A 16,694-nucleotide genomic window follows, 5' to 3' on the forward strand; every position below is an offset into this window, starting at 1 on the left:
CGCGCCCGCTGCGACGCGTGGCCGACGGCGGACGGTTCCGGGTCCTCGTAAGCTTTCGGTCATGCGCCTGATCGGAACCGTCACCCCCGACCGCCCGTTGCTCGTCCTCGCGCTGCCCGAGGAGGCCGCGTACCTGGACGCCGCGCTGCCGGTGCTGCTGACGGGCATGGGGAAGGTCAACGCGGCGGCCGCGCTGGCCACCGTGCTGGCGGGCGGCCCGAAGCCGTCCGCCGTGGTCAATCTCGGCACCGCCGGGGCGCTGCGGCCCGGCCTGGCCGGCACCCACGAGATCGGCCGGGTGCTCCAGCACGACCTGGACACCCCGCTGCTGGAGCAGCTCACCGGCCGCCCGATGGACGGCCCGATCGATCTCGGCTCCGCCGGGCCGGTGCTCGCCACCGGCGACCGGTTCGTCTCCTCCGACACCGAGCGCGACGAACTCGCCCGCGCCGCCGACCTGGTGGACATGGAGGGCTACGCGATCGCCACCGTCGCCCGCCGCGCCGGGCTGCCCGTCCGCCTGGTCAAGCACGTCAGCGACGAGGCCGGCGACGGCGCGGAGCTCAGCTGGCAGGCGTCCGTGGACGGCTGTGCCCGGCTGCTCGCCGACTGGGCCGCCGCGCAGCTGCGCTGAGGCCCCTGATGCGCGACTGATGTACGCCGAGGCGCCCGTCCGGGTTCGGACGGGCGCCTCGGCGGTGTGTCAGGACTGGTACGGGTTGGCGCCCGGCTGGCCCGGCTGGCCCGGCTGCGGGTAGGCCGGGGCCTGCGGCGGGTACGGCTGGGCCTGCTGCGGGGGGTATGGCTGGGCCTGCGGCGGGACGGCCGGGGCCTGCGGCGGGTACGGCTGGCCCTGCTGCGGCGGGTACGGCTGGCCCTGCGGCGGGACGGCCGGGCCGCCGCTGAACAGGGCGTTGACGAAGGTGTCCAGCTCGTTGCGCCAGTAGCGGCCGATGTTCAGGCGGGTCACCTTCGGCTCGCCCGGGAACTGGAACTTCAGCGAGCTCCACAGGGTGGCGCGGTTGACGTCGCTGATCGACGCGCGGGCCTGGTCGAGCGGGATGACGTGCACCAGTTCCTGCGGGCGGTTGCTCATCCGGGAGGCGCGGTGCACCGTGACGACCCGGTGGGTCACGGTCACGAAGTAGTACTTGATGAACAGCTGGCCGATCAGGCCGAGCTGGCTCATCAGCCACGGGCTCGGGCCCGAAATGGTGTGGAAGGTCACCACCGGACGGTCGTTCGGCTCGATCGCGGCGATCGCCGCGGCGACCTGCTCCTGCATGGTGGACTTACGGATCGCCATCTGGCATCGGCTCCCGGTCTCCGCGCGCACCCCCGTCGGACACGCTGTGAGTGCGCGACGCTAGCCGCCCCGCGAGGTGCCGTTCAACGGACAGAACGGGGCATCCCGCGCAGTTCGGCGAGATTTTCCCCAATCGAGATGCGATAGCGGAACCTGTCACCCCGGTGACGTACCGTCACCTGCGCGGAGCTCCCTCCTCGGGGTCGGCCACGACGTCCGCGACCGCGCAGGCGATGTTGTCCGGCCCGCCCGCCCGGTTGGCCAGCGCGACCAGCTGCTGCACCACCTGCTCGGGCACCGCGACGGTGCTCAGCACGGTGTGCAGGGCGTCGTCGGAGACCCAGCTGGACAGTCCGTCCGAGCACAGCAGGTAGCGGTCGCCCGCGCGGGCGGTGTGCAGCGACACGTCCGGGCGGTTGTCGCCCGAGCCGGTCAACGCCCGTACCAGCAGGGTGCGTTGGGGGTGCGAGGCGGCCTCCGCCAGGGTGAGGCGGCCGTCGTCGACCATCGACTGCACCAGGGTGTGGTCGTGGGTGATCTGGAACAGCTCGCCGCCGCGCAGCAGGTAGGCGCGGGAGTCGCCGATGTGCACCAGGGCGAGCTGCGGCTCCGACCACAGCATCGCCGTCAGGGTGGTTCCGGTGTCCGGGAGTTCGGACGCCGCCCCGACCCGGCCGTCGATCCGGGCGACGGCGTCCTCCAGGACGTTCAGCAACTCCCCGGCGGGGAGCTCCAGTTCCTTCAGCGCCTCGATCGCGGCGGCGCTGGCCGACCCGCCGCCGCCCTGCGGTCCCATGCCGTCGGCGACGGCGATCAGTCCGGCGCCGGCGTACGCGGCGTCGTCGTTGCGTTCGCGCACCAGGCCCGCGTCCGTTCGGGCGGCGTAGCGGATCCGGAGGGTACTCGTCGTCGTGTCCATCGTGGTGGCCTTCCCCGAGAGGTGGTCGACGAGGAGGGCGGCGAGCTCCCGGCGGGCCTCGGTCTCGGCCCGCACCGACTCCCAGTACCGGGCGACCTCCTCGGCCGCCCGGGCGGGCTCCAGTGCCAGCACCAGCCGGATCCGGGCCAGCGGCATGCCGAGCCTGCGCAGCCACAGCACCAGCCTGGCCTGCTCCAACTGGCCCGGCGCGTACCGCCGGTAGCCCGTGAACGGGTCCACCTCGGCGGGCCGCAGCAGGCCCAGTTCGTCGTACAGGCGCAGTGCCTTCGGCGACAGCCGGGCCGCCCGGGCGAACGCCCCGATGGTCAGCAGCTCCATCCCCGCCTCCTCGTACCGGACCGGTGTCCGGCACCACCGATGCTGGACCTTCCCCGAAGGTGAAGGTCAAGGCCCGAAAGCACGCCGCCGCCGGGCGACCTGCTCCCGGCGGCGGCGTCCGTGCGGTGGCGGGCCGTCAGGCCGCGACCGGGTGGGTGGTGGGGTAGGCGTCGCGCAGGCGGCGGTGGGCGGCGGGGTCGGCGTCGAGGTGGTCGAGGCCGAGCAGGGCGGCGCCGAGGACCGGCGGGGCGACCACGATGCGCGGTTCGGCGAGCGGGGCGGCGGCGGCCAGGCGGGCCGTCAGGTTGTCGATCAGCAGCGGGTGCCGGGAGGCGAGCACGCCGCCGCCGAGGACCACCGGGACCGGCCGGTCGAGCAGGTCGAGGCGGGTGAGCGCGATGGTCGCGAACCGGACGATCTCGTCGGCCTGCCGGTCGACCAGCGACAGTGCGATCGTGTCGCCGGCCTCGGCGGCCGCGAACAGCACCTGGGAGACCTCGTGCAGCCGGGGCAGCGCGAGCTGCCCGAGGTGGATGGCCTCGGCGACCGCGTTGGCCCCGGCCAGGCCGAAGTGCGCGCCGATCATGGGGGAGAGCAGGGTGGGCCCGCCCCGGCCGTCCTCGGCGCGGGCGGCGTGCCACATCGCGGCGTCGGCGAGTCCGCCGCCGCCGCCCCAGTCGCCGGTGAGCTTGCCGAGCGCGGGCCAGCGGGCGGTGCGCCCGTCCGGCCGCAGGCCGACGCAGTTGATGCCGGCGCCGCACACCACGGCCACCCCGAGCGGCCCGTCGGTGCCGGCCCGCAGCAGGCCGAAGGTGTCGTTGGCGACGTGCACGGACGGCGCCCAGCCGTGCGCGGTGATCGCCTCGTGCAGCCGCTGCTCCTCGACCGGCAGGTCGGCGTTGGCCAGGCAGGCGCTGACGTGGCTGGTCAGCGGCTGCCCGCCGGGCCGCAGCGGGATGCCGGCCTGCCGGGCGACGTCGTCGACCAGCGGGGCGAGGGCGGCGACCGCGGCCTCGAAGCCGGTGTTCTGCGGCTGGAAGCCGCCGCCGCGGGCGGTGCCGAGGACCCGTCCGTCGGCGCCGACCAGGGCGAGGTCGGTCTTGCTGTTGCCGGCGTCTATCGCGAGGACGCCGGGCAGGTGTGCGACGGGGCTCATCGGCCGCTCTCTTCGTGGTGGTGCCTGATCGTTCTCATGCCGCCGGTCACGCCCAGCTCAGGTGGTCGCGGTTGTGCGCGAGCAGCCGGTCGGTGAGCTGGTCGGCGAGCTCGAGCTGGCCGATCAGCGGGTGGGCGAGCAGCGCGTCGAAGACCCGGTCGCGGCCGCCGTGCAGGGCGGCGTCCAGTGCCAGGTGCTCGTACGCGGTGACGTTGGCGATCAGGCCGGCGTACAGCGGCTCGACGGGGCGCTGCGGCAGCGGGCGGACGCCGGTGGCGTCGACCTCGGCGGGGACCTCGATCACCGCGTCGTCGGGCAGGAACGGCAGCACGCCGTCGTTGCGGGTGTTGACCACCTGCACGGTGGTGCGGCCGTCGGTGCCGAGCAGCGAGGCGATCAGCTGGACGGCGGCCTCCGAGTAGAACGCGCCGCCGCGCTTGCCGAGCAGTTCGGGCTTGGTGTCGAGGGTCGGGTCGGCGTACATCTCCAGCAGCTGCCGCTCGATGGCGGCGACCTCGGCGGCCCGCGAGCCCTTGACCTTGAGCTCCTCCACCACCTGGTCGTGCTGGTAGAAGTACCGCAGGTAGTAGGAGGGGACGACGCCGAGCCGTTCGATCACCGGCTGCGGCAGGTGCAGGTCGGCGGCGATGGCCGCGCCGTGCTCGGCGAGCAGCTGCGGCAGCACCTCGCGGCCGCCGGCGGCGTTCGGGGCGTCGAGCAGGGTGACGCCGCGCTCCCAGGTGAGGTGGTTGAGGCCGACGTGGTCGAGGCGGATCAGCTCCGGGTCGACGCCGAGGTGGGCGGCGAACTTGCGCTGGAAGCCGATCGCGACGTTGCACAGGCCGACGGCCTTGTGCCCGGCGGTCTGCAGGGCGCGGGTGACGATGCCGACCGGGTTGGTGAAGTCGACGATCCAGGCGTCGGGGTTGGTGCGGCGGACCTGCTCGGCGATGTCCAGCACCACGGGGACGGTGCGCAGCGCCTTGGCGAGGCCGCCCGCGCCGGTGGTCTCCTGGCCGACGCAGCCGCACTCCAGCGGCCAGGTCTCGTCCTGGTTGCGTGCCGCCTGCCCGCCGACCCGCAGCTGGAGCAGCACCGCGTCGGCGCCCTGGACGCCGGCGGTGATGTCGGTGGCGGTGGTGACGACGGCGTCGTGGCCCTGCTTGGCGAATATCCGGCGGGCGAGCCCGGCGATCAGCTCCAGGCGGTCCACGGCCGGGTCGATCAGCACGAGTTCGCCGATCGGCAGGGTGTCGCGCAGCCGCGCGAACCCGTCGATCAGCTCCGGCGTGTAGGTGGAACCGCCGCCGACGATTGCCAACTTCAGTGCGGACATCAGCCCTTGACCCCTGTCAGTGTGACGCCTTCGATGAAGGCGCGTTGCGCGAAGAAGAACAGAACGATCACCGGTGCCAGCACCAGCAGCGTGGCCGCCATGGTGAGGTTCCAGTTGGTGTGGTGGGCGCCCTTGAAGGACTCCAGGCCGTAACTCAGCGTCCAGGCGCCGGGGTTGTCGCTGGCGTAGATCTGCGGGCCGAAGTAGTCGTTCCAGCAGTAGAAGAACTGGAACAGCGCGACGGCGGCGACGGCGGGCTTCGCCATCGGCAGCACCACCCGCAGCAGGGTGCGCAGTTCGCCGCAGCCGTCGATCCGGGCGGCCTCCAGGTACTCCCGGGGAATCGTCAGCAGGAACTGGCGCAGCAGGAAGATGGAGAACGCGTCACCGAACGCCATCGGGACGATCAGCGGCCACAGCGAGCCGGTCAGGTGCAGCTGCTTCGCCCAGAACAGGTACATCGGGATGATCGTGACCTGCGGCGGCAGCATCATCATCGACACCACCGCCATCAGCGCCAGATTGCGGCCCCGGAAGCGGAACTTGGCGAGCGCGTACGCCACCGGCAGGCTGGAGGCGACGGTCAGCGCGGTGCCGGCCGCCGCGTACAGCAGGGTGTTGCGCCACCAGGTGAGGAAGCCGGGGGTGTTCCAGACCTTCTCGAAGTTCGACCACTGCCAGCGGGTGGGCCACAGGTCGGAGGTGAGCGCCTGGTGGTCCGTCATCACCGAGGTGAGGAAGACGAACACGAACGGCAGCAGGAAGAACAGCGCGGCGGCGATCGCCAGCGCGTGCACGGCCACCCAGTGGAGGGCGGCCCGGCGGCGGGCGGTGCGGGCGGCGGTGGAGGCCGGGGCGGCGGCCTCGCGCGGCAGGGCGGGGGCGAGTGTCATCGGGGATCAGTCCTCCGCCAGGAATCCGGACCTGCGGCGCAGCAGGAGCGAGGTGAACGCCATCGACAGGGCGAACAGGATCACCGCGACCACGCAGGCCGAGCCGTAGTCGGAGCGCTGGAAGGCGAGGTTGTAGACCATCTGCGGCAGCGTCCAGGTCGAACCGGACGGGTACCCGGGCTCGAACTGCTGCCCGGAGCCGCCGATCACACCGGAGGCGACCTTTCCCGCGACGATCGCCTGCGTGTAGTACTGCATGGTCTGGATCACCCCGGTGACCACCGCGAACATCACGATCGGCGAGATGTTCGGCAGCGTGACGTACCGGAACCGCTGGAAGGCGCTCGCGCCGTCGAGTTCGGCCGCCTCGTACTGCTCCCTGGGAACGTCGAGCAGCGCCGCCATGAAGATCACCATCAGGTCGCCGATGCCCCACATGGCCAGCAGGGTCAGCGCCGGCTTCGACCAGGCCGGGTCGTTGAACCAGCCCGGCTGCGGCAGGCCCAGCTCGCCCAGCAGGTGGTTGACCGGGCCGGTGCCCGGGTTCAGCAGGAACGCGAACGCCATGGTGGCGGCCACCGGCGGCGCCAGGTAGGGCAGGTAGAAGGCGGTGCGGAAGAACCCGGAGCCGGACTTCACCTTGGTGATCAGCATCCCGATGCCGAGGCCGAACACCACCCGCAGGCTCACCATCACGGTGACCAGCCACAGGGTGTTGCCCAGGCCCTTCCAGAACGACGGGTACTTGGTGAACACGTACTCCCAGTTCCGCAGGCCGGAGAAGGTCGGCGCGAGGAACCCGTCGTAGTGCGTGAACGAGAAGTAGACCGTCGAGACCAGCGGGTACAGGAAGAAGACGCCGAACCCGATCAGCCACGGGGACAGGAACGCCAGCGTCCTGGCCCGCTCCCGCCGGCGCTTGGCCCGCAGCGCCGGCGGGACGGGGGTACTCACGACCGTCACCTCTTCGCCTGGTCGACGGCGTCGTCGATCTCCTTGGCGGTGGCCGTGAGCCCGGCCCTCAGGTCGGTGATCTTGCCGGACTCGACCTCGTAGCTGAGGTTCTGCAGCGAGATCTGGTAGGCGCCGCCGTTGACGCTGGCGGGGGTGGTCGAGGAGTTCGGGTTGCGCGCGATGTCCAGGAAGGTCCTGACGTTCGCGTCGGCCTCCAGCTTCGGCGAGTCCAGCGCGGCCAGGGTGCTCGGCACGTTGTGGATCGCGTTGGCGAAGGACACCACCGCGTCGGTGTCGGTGGTCAGGTACTTGACGAACTCCCAGGCCGCGGTGCGCTTCTTCGAACCGTTGGCGACACCGATGATGGTGCCGGTCTGGTAGCCGCGCCCGTAGGTGGAGGCCAGCTCGTCCGGCACCGGGAACGGCGCGGTCGCCCACTCGAAGGACGGCTTGTCGTCGGCCAGCGCGGCGGCCCGCCACTCGCCGTCCAGGCTCATCGCGACCTGCCCGGTGCTGAACGGATTCTTCGCGCTGTACTCGTCGCCGAAGCTCGTCCGGTACTTCTCCAGCTTCTCGAACCCGCCGAGCCGGTCGACGAGTTGCTTCTGCCAGGTCAGCTCGGCCGCCACCGTCGGGTCGGTCGCGACGTTGGACTTGCCGTCCGGGCCGAAGTAGCTGGAGCCGAACTGGCCGAGGTAGTGCGCGATCGGCGTCTCGTAGCCGTGGTAGTTCGGCATGAAGCCGAGCTGCTGGAACGAGTCGCCGCCGGGGATCGTCAACTTCGCGGCGTCCTCGGCGAATTCGCTGAACGTCTTCGGCGGGCCGCTGATCCCGGCCTTCGCGAACGCGGTCTTGTTCCAGTACAGGCCGTAGGCGTCGCCGAGCAGCGGCAGGGTGCACTGATTTCCCTGGTACTGGCTGTACTTGAGCATCGCCGACGGGAAGGTCTTCGCCGGGTCGATGCCGTCCTTCGCCAGCATCGGCCCGAGGTCCGCGAACACGTGCGAGGAACAGAACTTGCCGACGTTGTCGGTGCTGAACGAGGACACCACGTCCGGCGCGTCCGGGCCGCCGGCCCGCAGCGCCTGCTCGCTCTTCTCGTCGGCGATGTCACCCCGCACCTTGACGTGGATGTTCGGGTGCAGCTTCTCGAAGGCGGCGACGTTGTCGTTGATCGCCTTCACCTCGTTGTCCTGGTTCCAGCCGTGCCAGAAGGTGATCGTCACGTCCTGCCCGGACGCCGAACCGTCCTCCGCGCCACCGGAGTCGGTGCCGGTGCAGGCGGAGGCCAGAACGGCCGTGCAGAGCGCGGCGGCGAGCGCGGCCAGCGGGCGGCGGGCGCGTGGGGAGCTGCGGGTGGTGTCCACGGGATTGCACTCCTGACGAGGGTACGGGCGGCGGACCGGGCGGCCGGCACCCGTGCGGGGGAAGGGGAGCGGAACGTGCGGATCGGACGTGCGGGGCGGACGTTCGTGCTGCTCGGATCGGTGGTCTCAGCGGGTGCTGAACAGGGCGTCCCGGGTGGTCGCCAGCGCGCGCTGCAGCGCACCGGCCAGGACGGGCGACCCGGGGAGGGCGGACAGCCGGACCTCCGGCCGGGGGATCGACATCCGGCCCAGCGCCTGCTGGACCAGCTCGCGCAGGCGCTCACCGCCGGCGGTCGGCGTCCCCCCGGAGAGCACCACCAGCTCCGGATCGACCACCGAGGCGATCACCGCCAGCCCGACCGCCAACCGCTCGGCCAGCTCCGCCAGGAACGCCTCGCCCTCCGGGGCGTCCAGGGCCGCGGCCACCGCCTGCGCCGCGTCGGCGCCGCGCAGCCCGTGGGCCCGGGCCAGCGCCAGCACCGCGGGCTCGCCGGCCAGGTCCTGGAACCCGCCGGAGTGCTTCCGGCGGGCGCTCAACGACACCGGCGCGCCGGGCACCGGCATGTAGCCGACCTCGCCCGCGCCGCCGGTGAACCCGCGGTGCAGCCGGCCCGCCAGCACGATCGCCGCGCCGATGCCCTCCTCGGCCCACAGCAGCACGAAGTCCTCGCACCCGGCCGCCGCGCCCACGGACTGCTCGGCCACCGCGGCCAGGTTCACGTCGTTCTCGATCGACACCGGCGCGCCGATCGCCGTCGCCAACTCCTCCAGCAGGCGCGGAGAGTGCCAGCCCGGCAGGTGCGAGGCGTACCGCAGCTTGCCGGTCACCGGGTCCGGCGCGCCGCCGATCCCTATCACCACCTCGCGCAGCGAACCCGGCGGGAGCTGCGCGCGGCGCACCGTCTCGGCGACCGCCTCCGCGACCCGCTCCACCGTCTTCGCCGCCGGCCAGCCCTTGCACGGCACCTGATGCTCCGCCAGCGTCACCCCGGTGATGTCGGCCACCGCGACCCGCACCGTCGTGCTGGTCACGTCCAGCCCCGCGACGTACCCCGCCGCCGGATTCACCTGGTACAGCTGGGCGTTGGGCCCCGGCCCGCCCGCGGTCGTCCCCACCGGCACCACCAGGCCGGCGGCCTCCAGCCGGGCCAGCAGCTGGGACGCGGTCGGCTTCGACAGGCCGGTCAGGCTGCCGATCTGGGTGCGGGACAATGGGCCATTGGCGAGCAGCAGTTCCAGCGCGGCGCGGTCGTTTATGGCCCGGAGCAGGCTGGGCGTGCCGGCCAGCGGGGAACGGGAACTCTTCTGGGTGGTCACGGGCCCGATCATCCTCCATCCGGTGACGCCGACGCGGCCAACTGTTAGGAAAGTTTCCAATCGCCGGGGCGCGGTTGTCAACGGTCGGATGCGCGTTCGTTGCCGGAGTTTCGGCAGGGGCGGGTGGGGTGAGCCCGGACTCCTTGAACTGACGGACCGTCAGTCACCTTGTCAACAAAGCTCGTTACCCCTTTGTGGGGAAAGCGGAGGGCACTGTTCCGAAGCCCGACCCGGACACGCTAACCTCCGTTGAATCGTGTGCCCGCTCCGGGGGAGCGGGCGCCGACAAGAGGAGGGGAGGAACGTGCAACTCAAGAGAAGCGGCTACCGGCGCTCCGCCGCACTGGCGGCATTACTCGCCGCCGGAATCGCCACCGGCCCCGCGGTCTCCGCGCCCGCCGCCACCGCGGACGGTTCGGTGACGGTGCGGGTGATCCGCGCGGTGGACGAGAGCGGGACGTGGTCGGGCGCGGCCATGGAGCCCGGCATGGCCGGCGTGACGGTGACGCTGACCGGCGAGGACGGCAGGGTCAGTGCCGCCGTCACCGCGGCCGACGGCACGGTGACGCTGAAGCCGAGCAAGTCGACCACCAGCGGTAAGTACCGTGTGGACGTGGTCAATCCGAAGCCGGGCGTGCTGTACCCGGCGTTCGCCTCCCACGAGGGTCTCGCGGGCGGGCCGGACAAGCTGAGCAGCAACACCGAGTTCGTCGACCTGTCGGCGGGCAAGACGGCCACCGTCACCACCGGCCTGTGGAACCCGTCCGACTACTGCCAGCAGAACGCCCCGCTGGCCACCGCCTGCCAGCCCGCGCTCACCGAACCGGCGAGCAAGCGCACCCTGCTGAGCTTCCCGTACCGGTCCCGGGGCGTGAACCAGGACGTCACCAACATCAGCACCTCGGGTGACACCGGCAACGTCTTCGGCATCGCCTGGAACCGGGACGACAGGCGGCTGTTCAGCTCCGCCCAGGCCAAGCGCGACGCGCCCTACGGCCCCGGCGGTGAGGGCGCGATCTACGTCACCGACCCGGCGGCGAAGACCACTTCGCTGTTCGCCACCGTCCCGGACGCGGGCAACACCCCGCACACCGCCGACGGCGACGTCGCCTACCTGACCGCGGCCGGCAAGGAGAGCCTCGGCGGCCTGAAGCTCACCGAGGACAACCGCGACCTGTACGTGGTCAACCTCAACAACCGCAAGCTGTACCGCTACGACGCCACGGCGGCCACCGCGTCCGCGCCGAAGGCCGTGTACCCGATTCCGGTCGCCGACTGCCCGTCGGCGGACGACTGGCGGCCGTTCGGCCTCGGCATGCAGGACGGTGTCGGGTACGTCGGCGGTGTCTGCTCCGGCCAGTCCACCCAGAAGCTCGCCGACGTGCGGGCGATCGTCCTGCCGTTCGACCCGGCCACCGGCAAGTTCGGTGCGGCCGTGCTGAACCAGCCGATGGATCACCGCGGCACGCCCGCGAGCGTCTGCTCCGGCTACTACTGGTACCCGTGGCGGGACACCAAGCCGACGGACGGCACCTGCTACACCTACGGGCAGCCCGAGCTCGGCGAGATCGGCTTCGAGACCGACGGCTCCATGCTGCTCTCGTTCCGCGACCGCTACTCCGACCAGTCCAGCGCGGTCTTCGGCGCCGAGTACATGCTGACGGTCGCCTCCGGTGACCTCAACAAGGCGTGCAAGTCCGGCGACACCTACGTGATGGACGTCAACCTCGGCTGCGGGATCACCACCCGCGGCAAGGGCTTCTACGACACCCGGCGCATCGGCGACGTGCACGCCTACGCCACCTATGCGGGCATGGCGCTGTCCAAGGTGGAGAACTCCATCGCCACCTCCGGCTACGACGTGATGGACCACGCGTGGTCGGCCGGCACCATGTTCACCCTCCGCAACGGAGCCCAGGACCCCGGGCAGGGCCAGGAACTCACCGACGGCACCTCGAAGTTCGGCAAGGCCGCGGCCATGGCCGACCTCGAAGTGCTCTGCGACAAGGCGCCGCTCCAGATCGGCAACCGGGTCTGGTACGACCCCGAGCGCTCGGGTCTCCAACTGCCGCAGCAGAAGCCGGTTCCGGGAGCCACCGTCAACCTGTACGACGGCGACGGCAAGAAGGTCGGTACCGCCAAGACCACGCCGCACGGTGAGTACTACTTCGACAACACCAACGTCGCGGGCGGCCTGAAGCCCAAGACCGCGTACACGATCCGCCTGGACAACCCGGCGGACTACGCCAAGGGCGGCCCGCTGTACCACTGGGTCCCGACCAAGGACAACGTCGGCGACAACCGCCTGATCGACTCCGACGGCACCGTCCCCAAGGGCGGCACGTACGTCGAGCGGAAGCTCACCACCAACGGCCCCGGTCAGAACGACCACAGCTTCGACTTCGGCTTCATGCAGCAGCAGGGCGAGTTGCGCCTGGTCAAGAACGACCAGGACGGCAAGCCGCTGCCGGGTGCCGTGTTCCAGCTGTGGCGCGAGACCAACGGCACCGAAGGCCTCCAGGCCGACGGTGACAAGCCGGACACCAAGGTCGGCGACCCGTGCACCACCGGCGACGACGGCACCTGCCACACCGTCTCCGACAAGGGCACGTACTACTGGCAGGAGGTCACCCCGCCCAAGGGCTACCAGACCCCCGAACAGCCCGTCCTCGGCCCGGTCGTCCTCGACGACGACCACCTCGAAGCCGGCGTCACCACCACCGCCGTCAACCACCTGATCCCCCCGCCGCCCACCACCCCGGCCCCCACCCCGACCCCGACGCCTACCCCGGTGCCGTCGTCGCAGCCCTCGGGCGGCCTGGCCTTCACCGGCATGAACGACACCGTCCTGACGTACACCCTGGTCGGCGGAGCGATCCTGCTCGTCGCCGGCGCGGGTCTGCTGATCGCGGTTCGCAAGCGCCGCACCCACTGACGCCCCGGCGGCAGTGAGGCGGGCCCCGGGACACTCTCCCGGGGCCCTTTCCGGTCCGAGCGAGGAACAGCCTGAGTCCTCGTCAAGCTGGCGGCCACACCCGCCTGTTGTTCTGTGGCGGCGGAAGTGGAGGGCCAAGTTCCGAAGTTCGCGCTGGACCGCTAACCTCCGACACATCGACGTCCGCTCCGGGGGGAGCGGGCGCCGCGACAGGAGGGGAGAAGGTGCAAATCAAGAGAAGCGGTTATCGGCGTCCTGCCGCGCTGGCCGCTCTGCTGGCGGCCGGGATAGCCACGGGCCCGGCGGTCTCCGCGCCCGCCGCGACTGCGGATGGCTCGGTGACGGTGCGGGTGGTCCGCGCCGTTGACGAGAGCGGGACGTACAGCCCGGCGCTGGAGCCCGGCATGGCCGGGGTGACGGTGACGTTGACCGGCGAGGACGGCGCGGTGCGGACGGCGGTGACGGCCGCCGACGGCACGGTGACGCTGAAGCCCACCAAGGCCACCACCAGCGGCAAGTACCGCGTGGACGTGGTCAATCCGAAGCCCGGCGTGCTGTACCCGGCGTTCGCTGCGCGTGAAGGACTGACCGCTCCGGACAAGCTGAGCAGCAACACCGAGTTCGTCGACCTGTCGGCGGGCAAGCAGGCGACGCTGACCACCGGCCTGTGGAACCCGTCCGACTACTGCCAGCAGAACGCCCCGCTGGCGACGGCCTGCCAGCCCGCGATCATCGACCCGGCGGGCAAGCGGACCCTGCTGAGCTACCCGTACCGGTCCCGGGGCATCAACCAGGACGTCACCGACCTCAGCACCGCCACCGACACCGGCAACGTGTTCGGTATCGCCTGGGACCGGGACGGCCGGCGCCTGTTCAGCTCGGCCCAGGCCAAGCGCGACACCCGCTACGGCGCCGGCGGCCCGGGCGCGATCTACGTCACGGACCCGGCGACGAAGACCACCAAGCTGTTCACCACCGTGCCGGACGCCGGCAGCAGCGCACACGGCGGCGACCTCGACCCGGCGTTCATGGCGGCGCCCGGCAAGGAGAGCCTGGGCGGGCTGAAGCTCACCGAGGACGGCCACGACCTGTACGTGGTCAACCTCAACGACCGCAAGCTGTACCGCTACGACGCGACCACGGCCACGGCCGAGAAGCCCAAGGCGGTCTACAGCATCCCGACCCCCGCCGACTGCCCGTCGGCGGACGACTGGCGGCCGTACGGCCTCGGTATGCAGGACGGCGTCGGGTACGTCGGCGGTGTCTGCTCCGGCCAGTCCACCCAGAAGCTCGGTGACCTGCGGGCGATCGTGCTGCCGTTCGACCCGGTCACCGGGAAGTTCGGCGCCGCCGTCCTCAACCAGCCGCTCGACCACCGGGGTACTCCGGCGAGGATCTGCTCCGGCTACTACTGGTACCCGTGGACGGACACCAGGCCGACCAGCGGAACCTGCAACTTCTACGGGCAGCCCGAGCTCGGCGAGATCGGCTTCGAGACCGACGGCTCCATGCTGCTGTCCTTCCGCGACCGCTATCCCGACCAGGCCAACTTCTACCCGAGTGCCGACAACCCGGCCCCGCCGGGCGGCGTGAGGGCGCTCGCGTCGGGTGACCTGAACAAGGCGTGCAAGTCCGGTGACAGCTACGTGCTGGACGTCAACCTCGGCTGCGGGATGACCACCCGGGGCAAGGGTTTCTACGACGTAAGCCGGCTCAACAACTCGCACACCTACGCCACGTACGCGGGCATGGCGCTCTCCAAGGTCGAGAACTCCATCGCCAGCTCCGGCTACGACGTGCTCGAACACATCGTCACCGCCGGCACCATGTTCACCCTGCGCACCGGCGAGAAGGACCCGGGCATGGGCCAGGAACTCTCCGACGGCCGCTCCAGCTTCGGCAAGGGTGCCGCGATGGCGGACCTGGAGGTGCTCTGCGACCGGGCGCCGCTCCAGATCGGCAACCGGGTCTGGTACGACCCGGAGCGCTCCGGCCTCCAACTGCCGCAGCAGAAGCCGGTTCCGGGTGCGACCGTCAACCTGTACGACGCGGACGGCAAGAAGGTCGGCACGGCGAAGACCACCCCGCGCGGCGAGTACTACTTCGACAACACCAACGTCACGGGCGGACTCAAGCCCAACACGGCCTACACCATCCGGCTCGACAACCCCGCCGACTACGCGAAGGGCGGCCCGCTGTACCACTGGGTGCCGACCAAGGCGAACGTCGGTGACAGCCGCCTGATCGACTCCGACGGGACGATTCCCAAGGGCGGTACCTACGTCGAGCGGGCGCTGAAGACCGGTGGCCCCGGTCAGAACGACCACAGCTTCGACTTCGGCTTCATGCAGCAGCAGGGCGCGCTGCGCCTGGTCAAGCACGACCAGGACGGCAAGCCGCTGCCCGGCGCCGTGTTCCAGCTGTGGCGGGAGTCGAACGACACCGAGGGCTTGCAGCAGGACGCCGACACCAAGGTCGGCGACCCGTACACCACCGGCGACGACGGCACCTGCACCGCCAACGCCGACAAGGGCACGTACTACTGGCAGGAGGTCACCCCGCCCAAGGGCTACCAGACCCCTGAGCAGCCCGTCCTCGGCCCGGTCGTCCTCGACGACGACCACCTCGACGCCGGCATCACCACCACCGCCGTCAACCAGCTGATCCCCCCGCCCCCCACCACCCCGGCTCCCACCCCGAAGCCGGAACAGCCGTCGCAGAACGGCTCGCAGCCGTCGGGCGGCAGCCTGGCCTACACCGGCACGAACGACACCGTCCTGACGTACGCCCTGACCGGCGGTACGGCGCTGTTGGCGCTGGGCACCGCCGTCCTGATCGCCGTCCGCAGGCGCCGCGCCTGACGCCCCGCGACAGCAGACGGCCGGGGCCCGGGGAGTGCGAACTCCCCGGGCCCCGGCCGTCGTTGTACGGCAGAAGCGCCTACGCCAGGGGCGGTATCGGCTTGGCCGCCAGCGACCGCGCCGAGCTGGGGTCGGCCAGCGCGGACGGCGGCAGGATCTCGGGGGCGGGGGCCTGGGCGGGGACGGCGGCCGCCGCCTCCTCCTTGAGCTTGACGCCGGCCAGGTCGAACGCGGCCTTGATGCGCAGCCGCAGCGCGCGGGAGACCTGCGCGGACTTGCCGGGCGTGCAGCGGGCCTCGATCCGCAGCTCGACCGAGTCGACGGCGACCGATTCGATGCCGAGGACCTTGACCCGGCCCCAGATCAGCTCGTCGTAGGGGGATTCCTTGGAGAGCTGCTCGGCGGCCTCGGTGACCAGCAGTTCGACCCGCTCCAGGTCCTCCTTGTAGCCGACCTGGACGTCCACCGAGGCGGTGCCCCAGCCCTGGCTCATGTTGGCGATCCGCTTGACCTCGCCGTTGCGGATGTACCAGATCTCGCCGGCGGAGCCGCGCAGCTTGGTGACCCGCAGGCCGACCTCCAGCACGGTGCCGGTGGCGACGCCGGTGTCGATCTCGTCGCCGACGCCGTACTGGTCCTCCATGATCATGAAGACGCCGGAGAGGAAGTCGGTGACCAGGTTGCGCGCGCCGAAACCGATTGCCACACCCGCCACACCGGCGGAGGCCAGCAGCGGCGCGAGGTCCACGCCGAGCACCGACAGGGCCATCAGCGAGGCGGTGCCGAGGATGCTGAAGGACGACACCGAGCGCAGCACCGAGCCGATCGCCTCGGAACGCTGCTGGCGGCGCTCGGTGTTGACGACGCCGCTGTTGGCCAGCAGCCCGCCGATCACGCCGTGGTCGTTGTCCGCCTCGGCGGGGCGGCCCATCCGGGCGACCAGCTTGTCGATGACCTTGCGGACCACCGCCCGCAGTACCAGCGCGAGCAGCAGGATGAAAACGATCCGCAGCCCGTCGATCAGCCAGCCCTGCCAGTTGTCGTCGAGCCAGCTGGCGGCCTGCCGGGTGGAGTCGGTCACATCGGCGGCACTGGTGGGCAGGTTGAACGTCGGCGTCGTGGGATCGGGGGAAGAATCGGCGAGCATCGCCCCACTCTAGGGCCTGCCGTGCGGGCCCCCACGCCCCCGTTCACCCGCCCGGACGGCCCGTCAGACCGGTTCCGGCCACCGTCCGCGCCGCCCCGGCCACGGTGGGTGCAGGTGGGCCCCGAGCTGGGCATACCGCCTATGGGCGGCAGTGCGGGGTCCAC

The 16,694-nt window shown here is 71.5% G+C and carries 12 protein-coding genes; 3 read left to right on the forward strand and 9 right to left on the reverse strand.

The genetic code is table 11. The features are described 5' to 3' along the window. Positions 1-61 precede the first annotated feature (61 nt). Positions 62-634 (forward strand): nucleosidase, encoded by a 573-nt coding sequence (locus ACFYST_RS15670; RefSeq protein WP_387862665.1) that lies wholly within the window; start codon positions 62-64, stop codon positions 632-634. Positions 635-703: 69 nt separating this feature from the next. Here the strand turns inward: ACFYST_RS15670 and ACFYST_RS15675 are convergent, their stop codons facing one another. The 8 genes from ACFYST_RS15675 to ACFYST_RS15710 all read right to left on the reverse strand — a co-directional run bounded on the left by ACFYST_RS15675 (position 704) and on the right by ACFYST_RS15710 (position 9,587). Then, entirely contained in the window at positions 704-1,306 is a 603-nt protein-coding gene (locus tag ACFYST_RS15675) for a hypothetical protein (RefSeq protein WP_387862668.1), read from the reverse strand. Positions 1,307-1,481: 175 nt separating this feature from the next. Further along, entirely contained in the window at positions 1,482-2,564 is a 1,083-nt protein-coding gene (locus ACFYST_RS15680; RefSeq protein WP_387862671.1) for a MerR family transcriptional regulator, read from the reverse strand. A 136-nt stretch (positions 2,565-2,700) separates the two neighbouring features. Beyond that, positions 2,701-3,720, reverse strand: a complete 1,020-nt coding sequence (locus ACFYST_RS15685; RefSeq protein ID WP_387646562.1) for an N-acetylglucosamine kinase — start codon at positions 3,718-3,720, stop codon at positions 2,701-2,703. A 46-nt stretch (positions 3,721-3,766) separates the two neighbouring features. Continuing rightward, entirely contained in the window at positions 3,767-5,047 is a 1,281-nt protein-coding gene (locus ACFYST_RS15690) for a 6-phospho-beta-glucosidase (protein WP_387646681.1), read from the reverse strand. Positions 5,048-5,055: 8 nt separating this feature from the next. Then, entirely contained in the window at positions 5,056-5,949 is an 894-nt protein-coding gene (locus ACFYST_RS15695) for a carbohydrate ABC transporter permease (protein WP_387862674.1), read from the reverse strand. A 6-nt stretch (positions 5,950-5,955) separates the two neighbouring features. After that, the gene (locus ACFYST_RS15700; RefSeq protein WP_387862676.1) at positions 5,956-6,903 is read right to left on the reverse strand and encodes a carbohydrate ABC transporter permease; all 948 of its coding nucleotides are present in this window, start codon (positions 6,901-6,903) and stop codon (positions 5,956-5,958) included. A 5-nt stretch (positions 6,904-6,908) separates the two neighbouring features. Further along, positions 6,909-8,270 carry an extracellular solute-binding protein gene (locus ACFYST_RS15705; RefSeq protein WP_387646556.1) on the reverse strand — a complete coding sequence of 454 codons (1,362 nt, stop codon included), beginning with the start codon at positions 8,268-8,270 and terminating at the stop codon, positions 6,909-6,911. A gap of 126 nt (positions 8,271-8,396) precedes the next feature. After that, on the reverse strand, positions 8,397-9,587 hold the full coding sequence (locus ACFYST_RS15710; protein WP_387862679.1) for an ROK family transcriptional regulator: 1,191 nt from the start codon (positions 9,585-9,587) through the stop codon (positions 8,397-8,399). A 304-nt stretch (positions 9,588-9,891) separates the two neighbouring features. On the opposite strand from ACFYST_RS15710, the gene ACFYST_RS15715 reads away from it, so the two are divergent. Continuing rightward, positions 9,892-12,522 carry an SdrD B-like domain-containing protein gene (locus ACFYST_RS15715; RefSeq protein ID WP_387862682.1) on the forward strand — a complete coding sequence of 877 codons (2,631 nt, stop codon included), beginning with the start codon at positions 9,892-9,894 and terminating at the stop codon, positions 12,520-12,522. 224 nt (positions 12,523-12,746) lie between these two features. Beyond that, on the forward strand, positions 12,747-15,383 hold the full coding sequence (locus tag ACFYST_RS15720; protein ID WP_387862684.1) for a SpaA isopeptide-forming pilin-related protein: 2,637 nt from the start codon (positions 12,747-12,749) through the stop codon (positions 15,381-15,383). Between the two features lie 79 nt (positions 15,384-15,462). Here ACFYST_RS15720 and ACFYST_RS15725 read toward each other — a convergent pair whose 3' ends face one another. After that, entirely contained in the window at positions 15,463-16,530 is a 1,068-nt protein-coding gene (locus ACFYST_RS15725; protein ID WP_387646546.1) for a mechanosensitive ion channel family protein, read from the reverse strand. Positions 16,531-16,694: the final 164 nt, after the last annotated feature.

The organism is Kitasatospora sp. NPDC004614 (assembly GCF_042873675.1).
Classification (GTDB): Bacteria; Actinomycetota; Actinomycetes; order Streptomycetales; family Streptomycetaceae; genus Kitasatospora.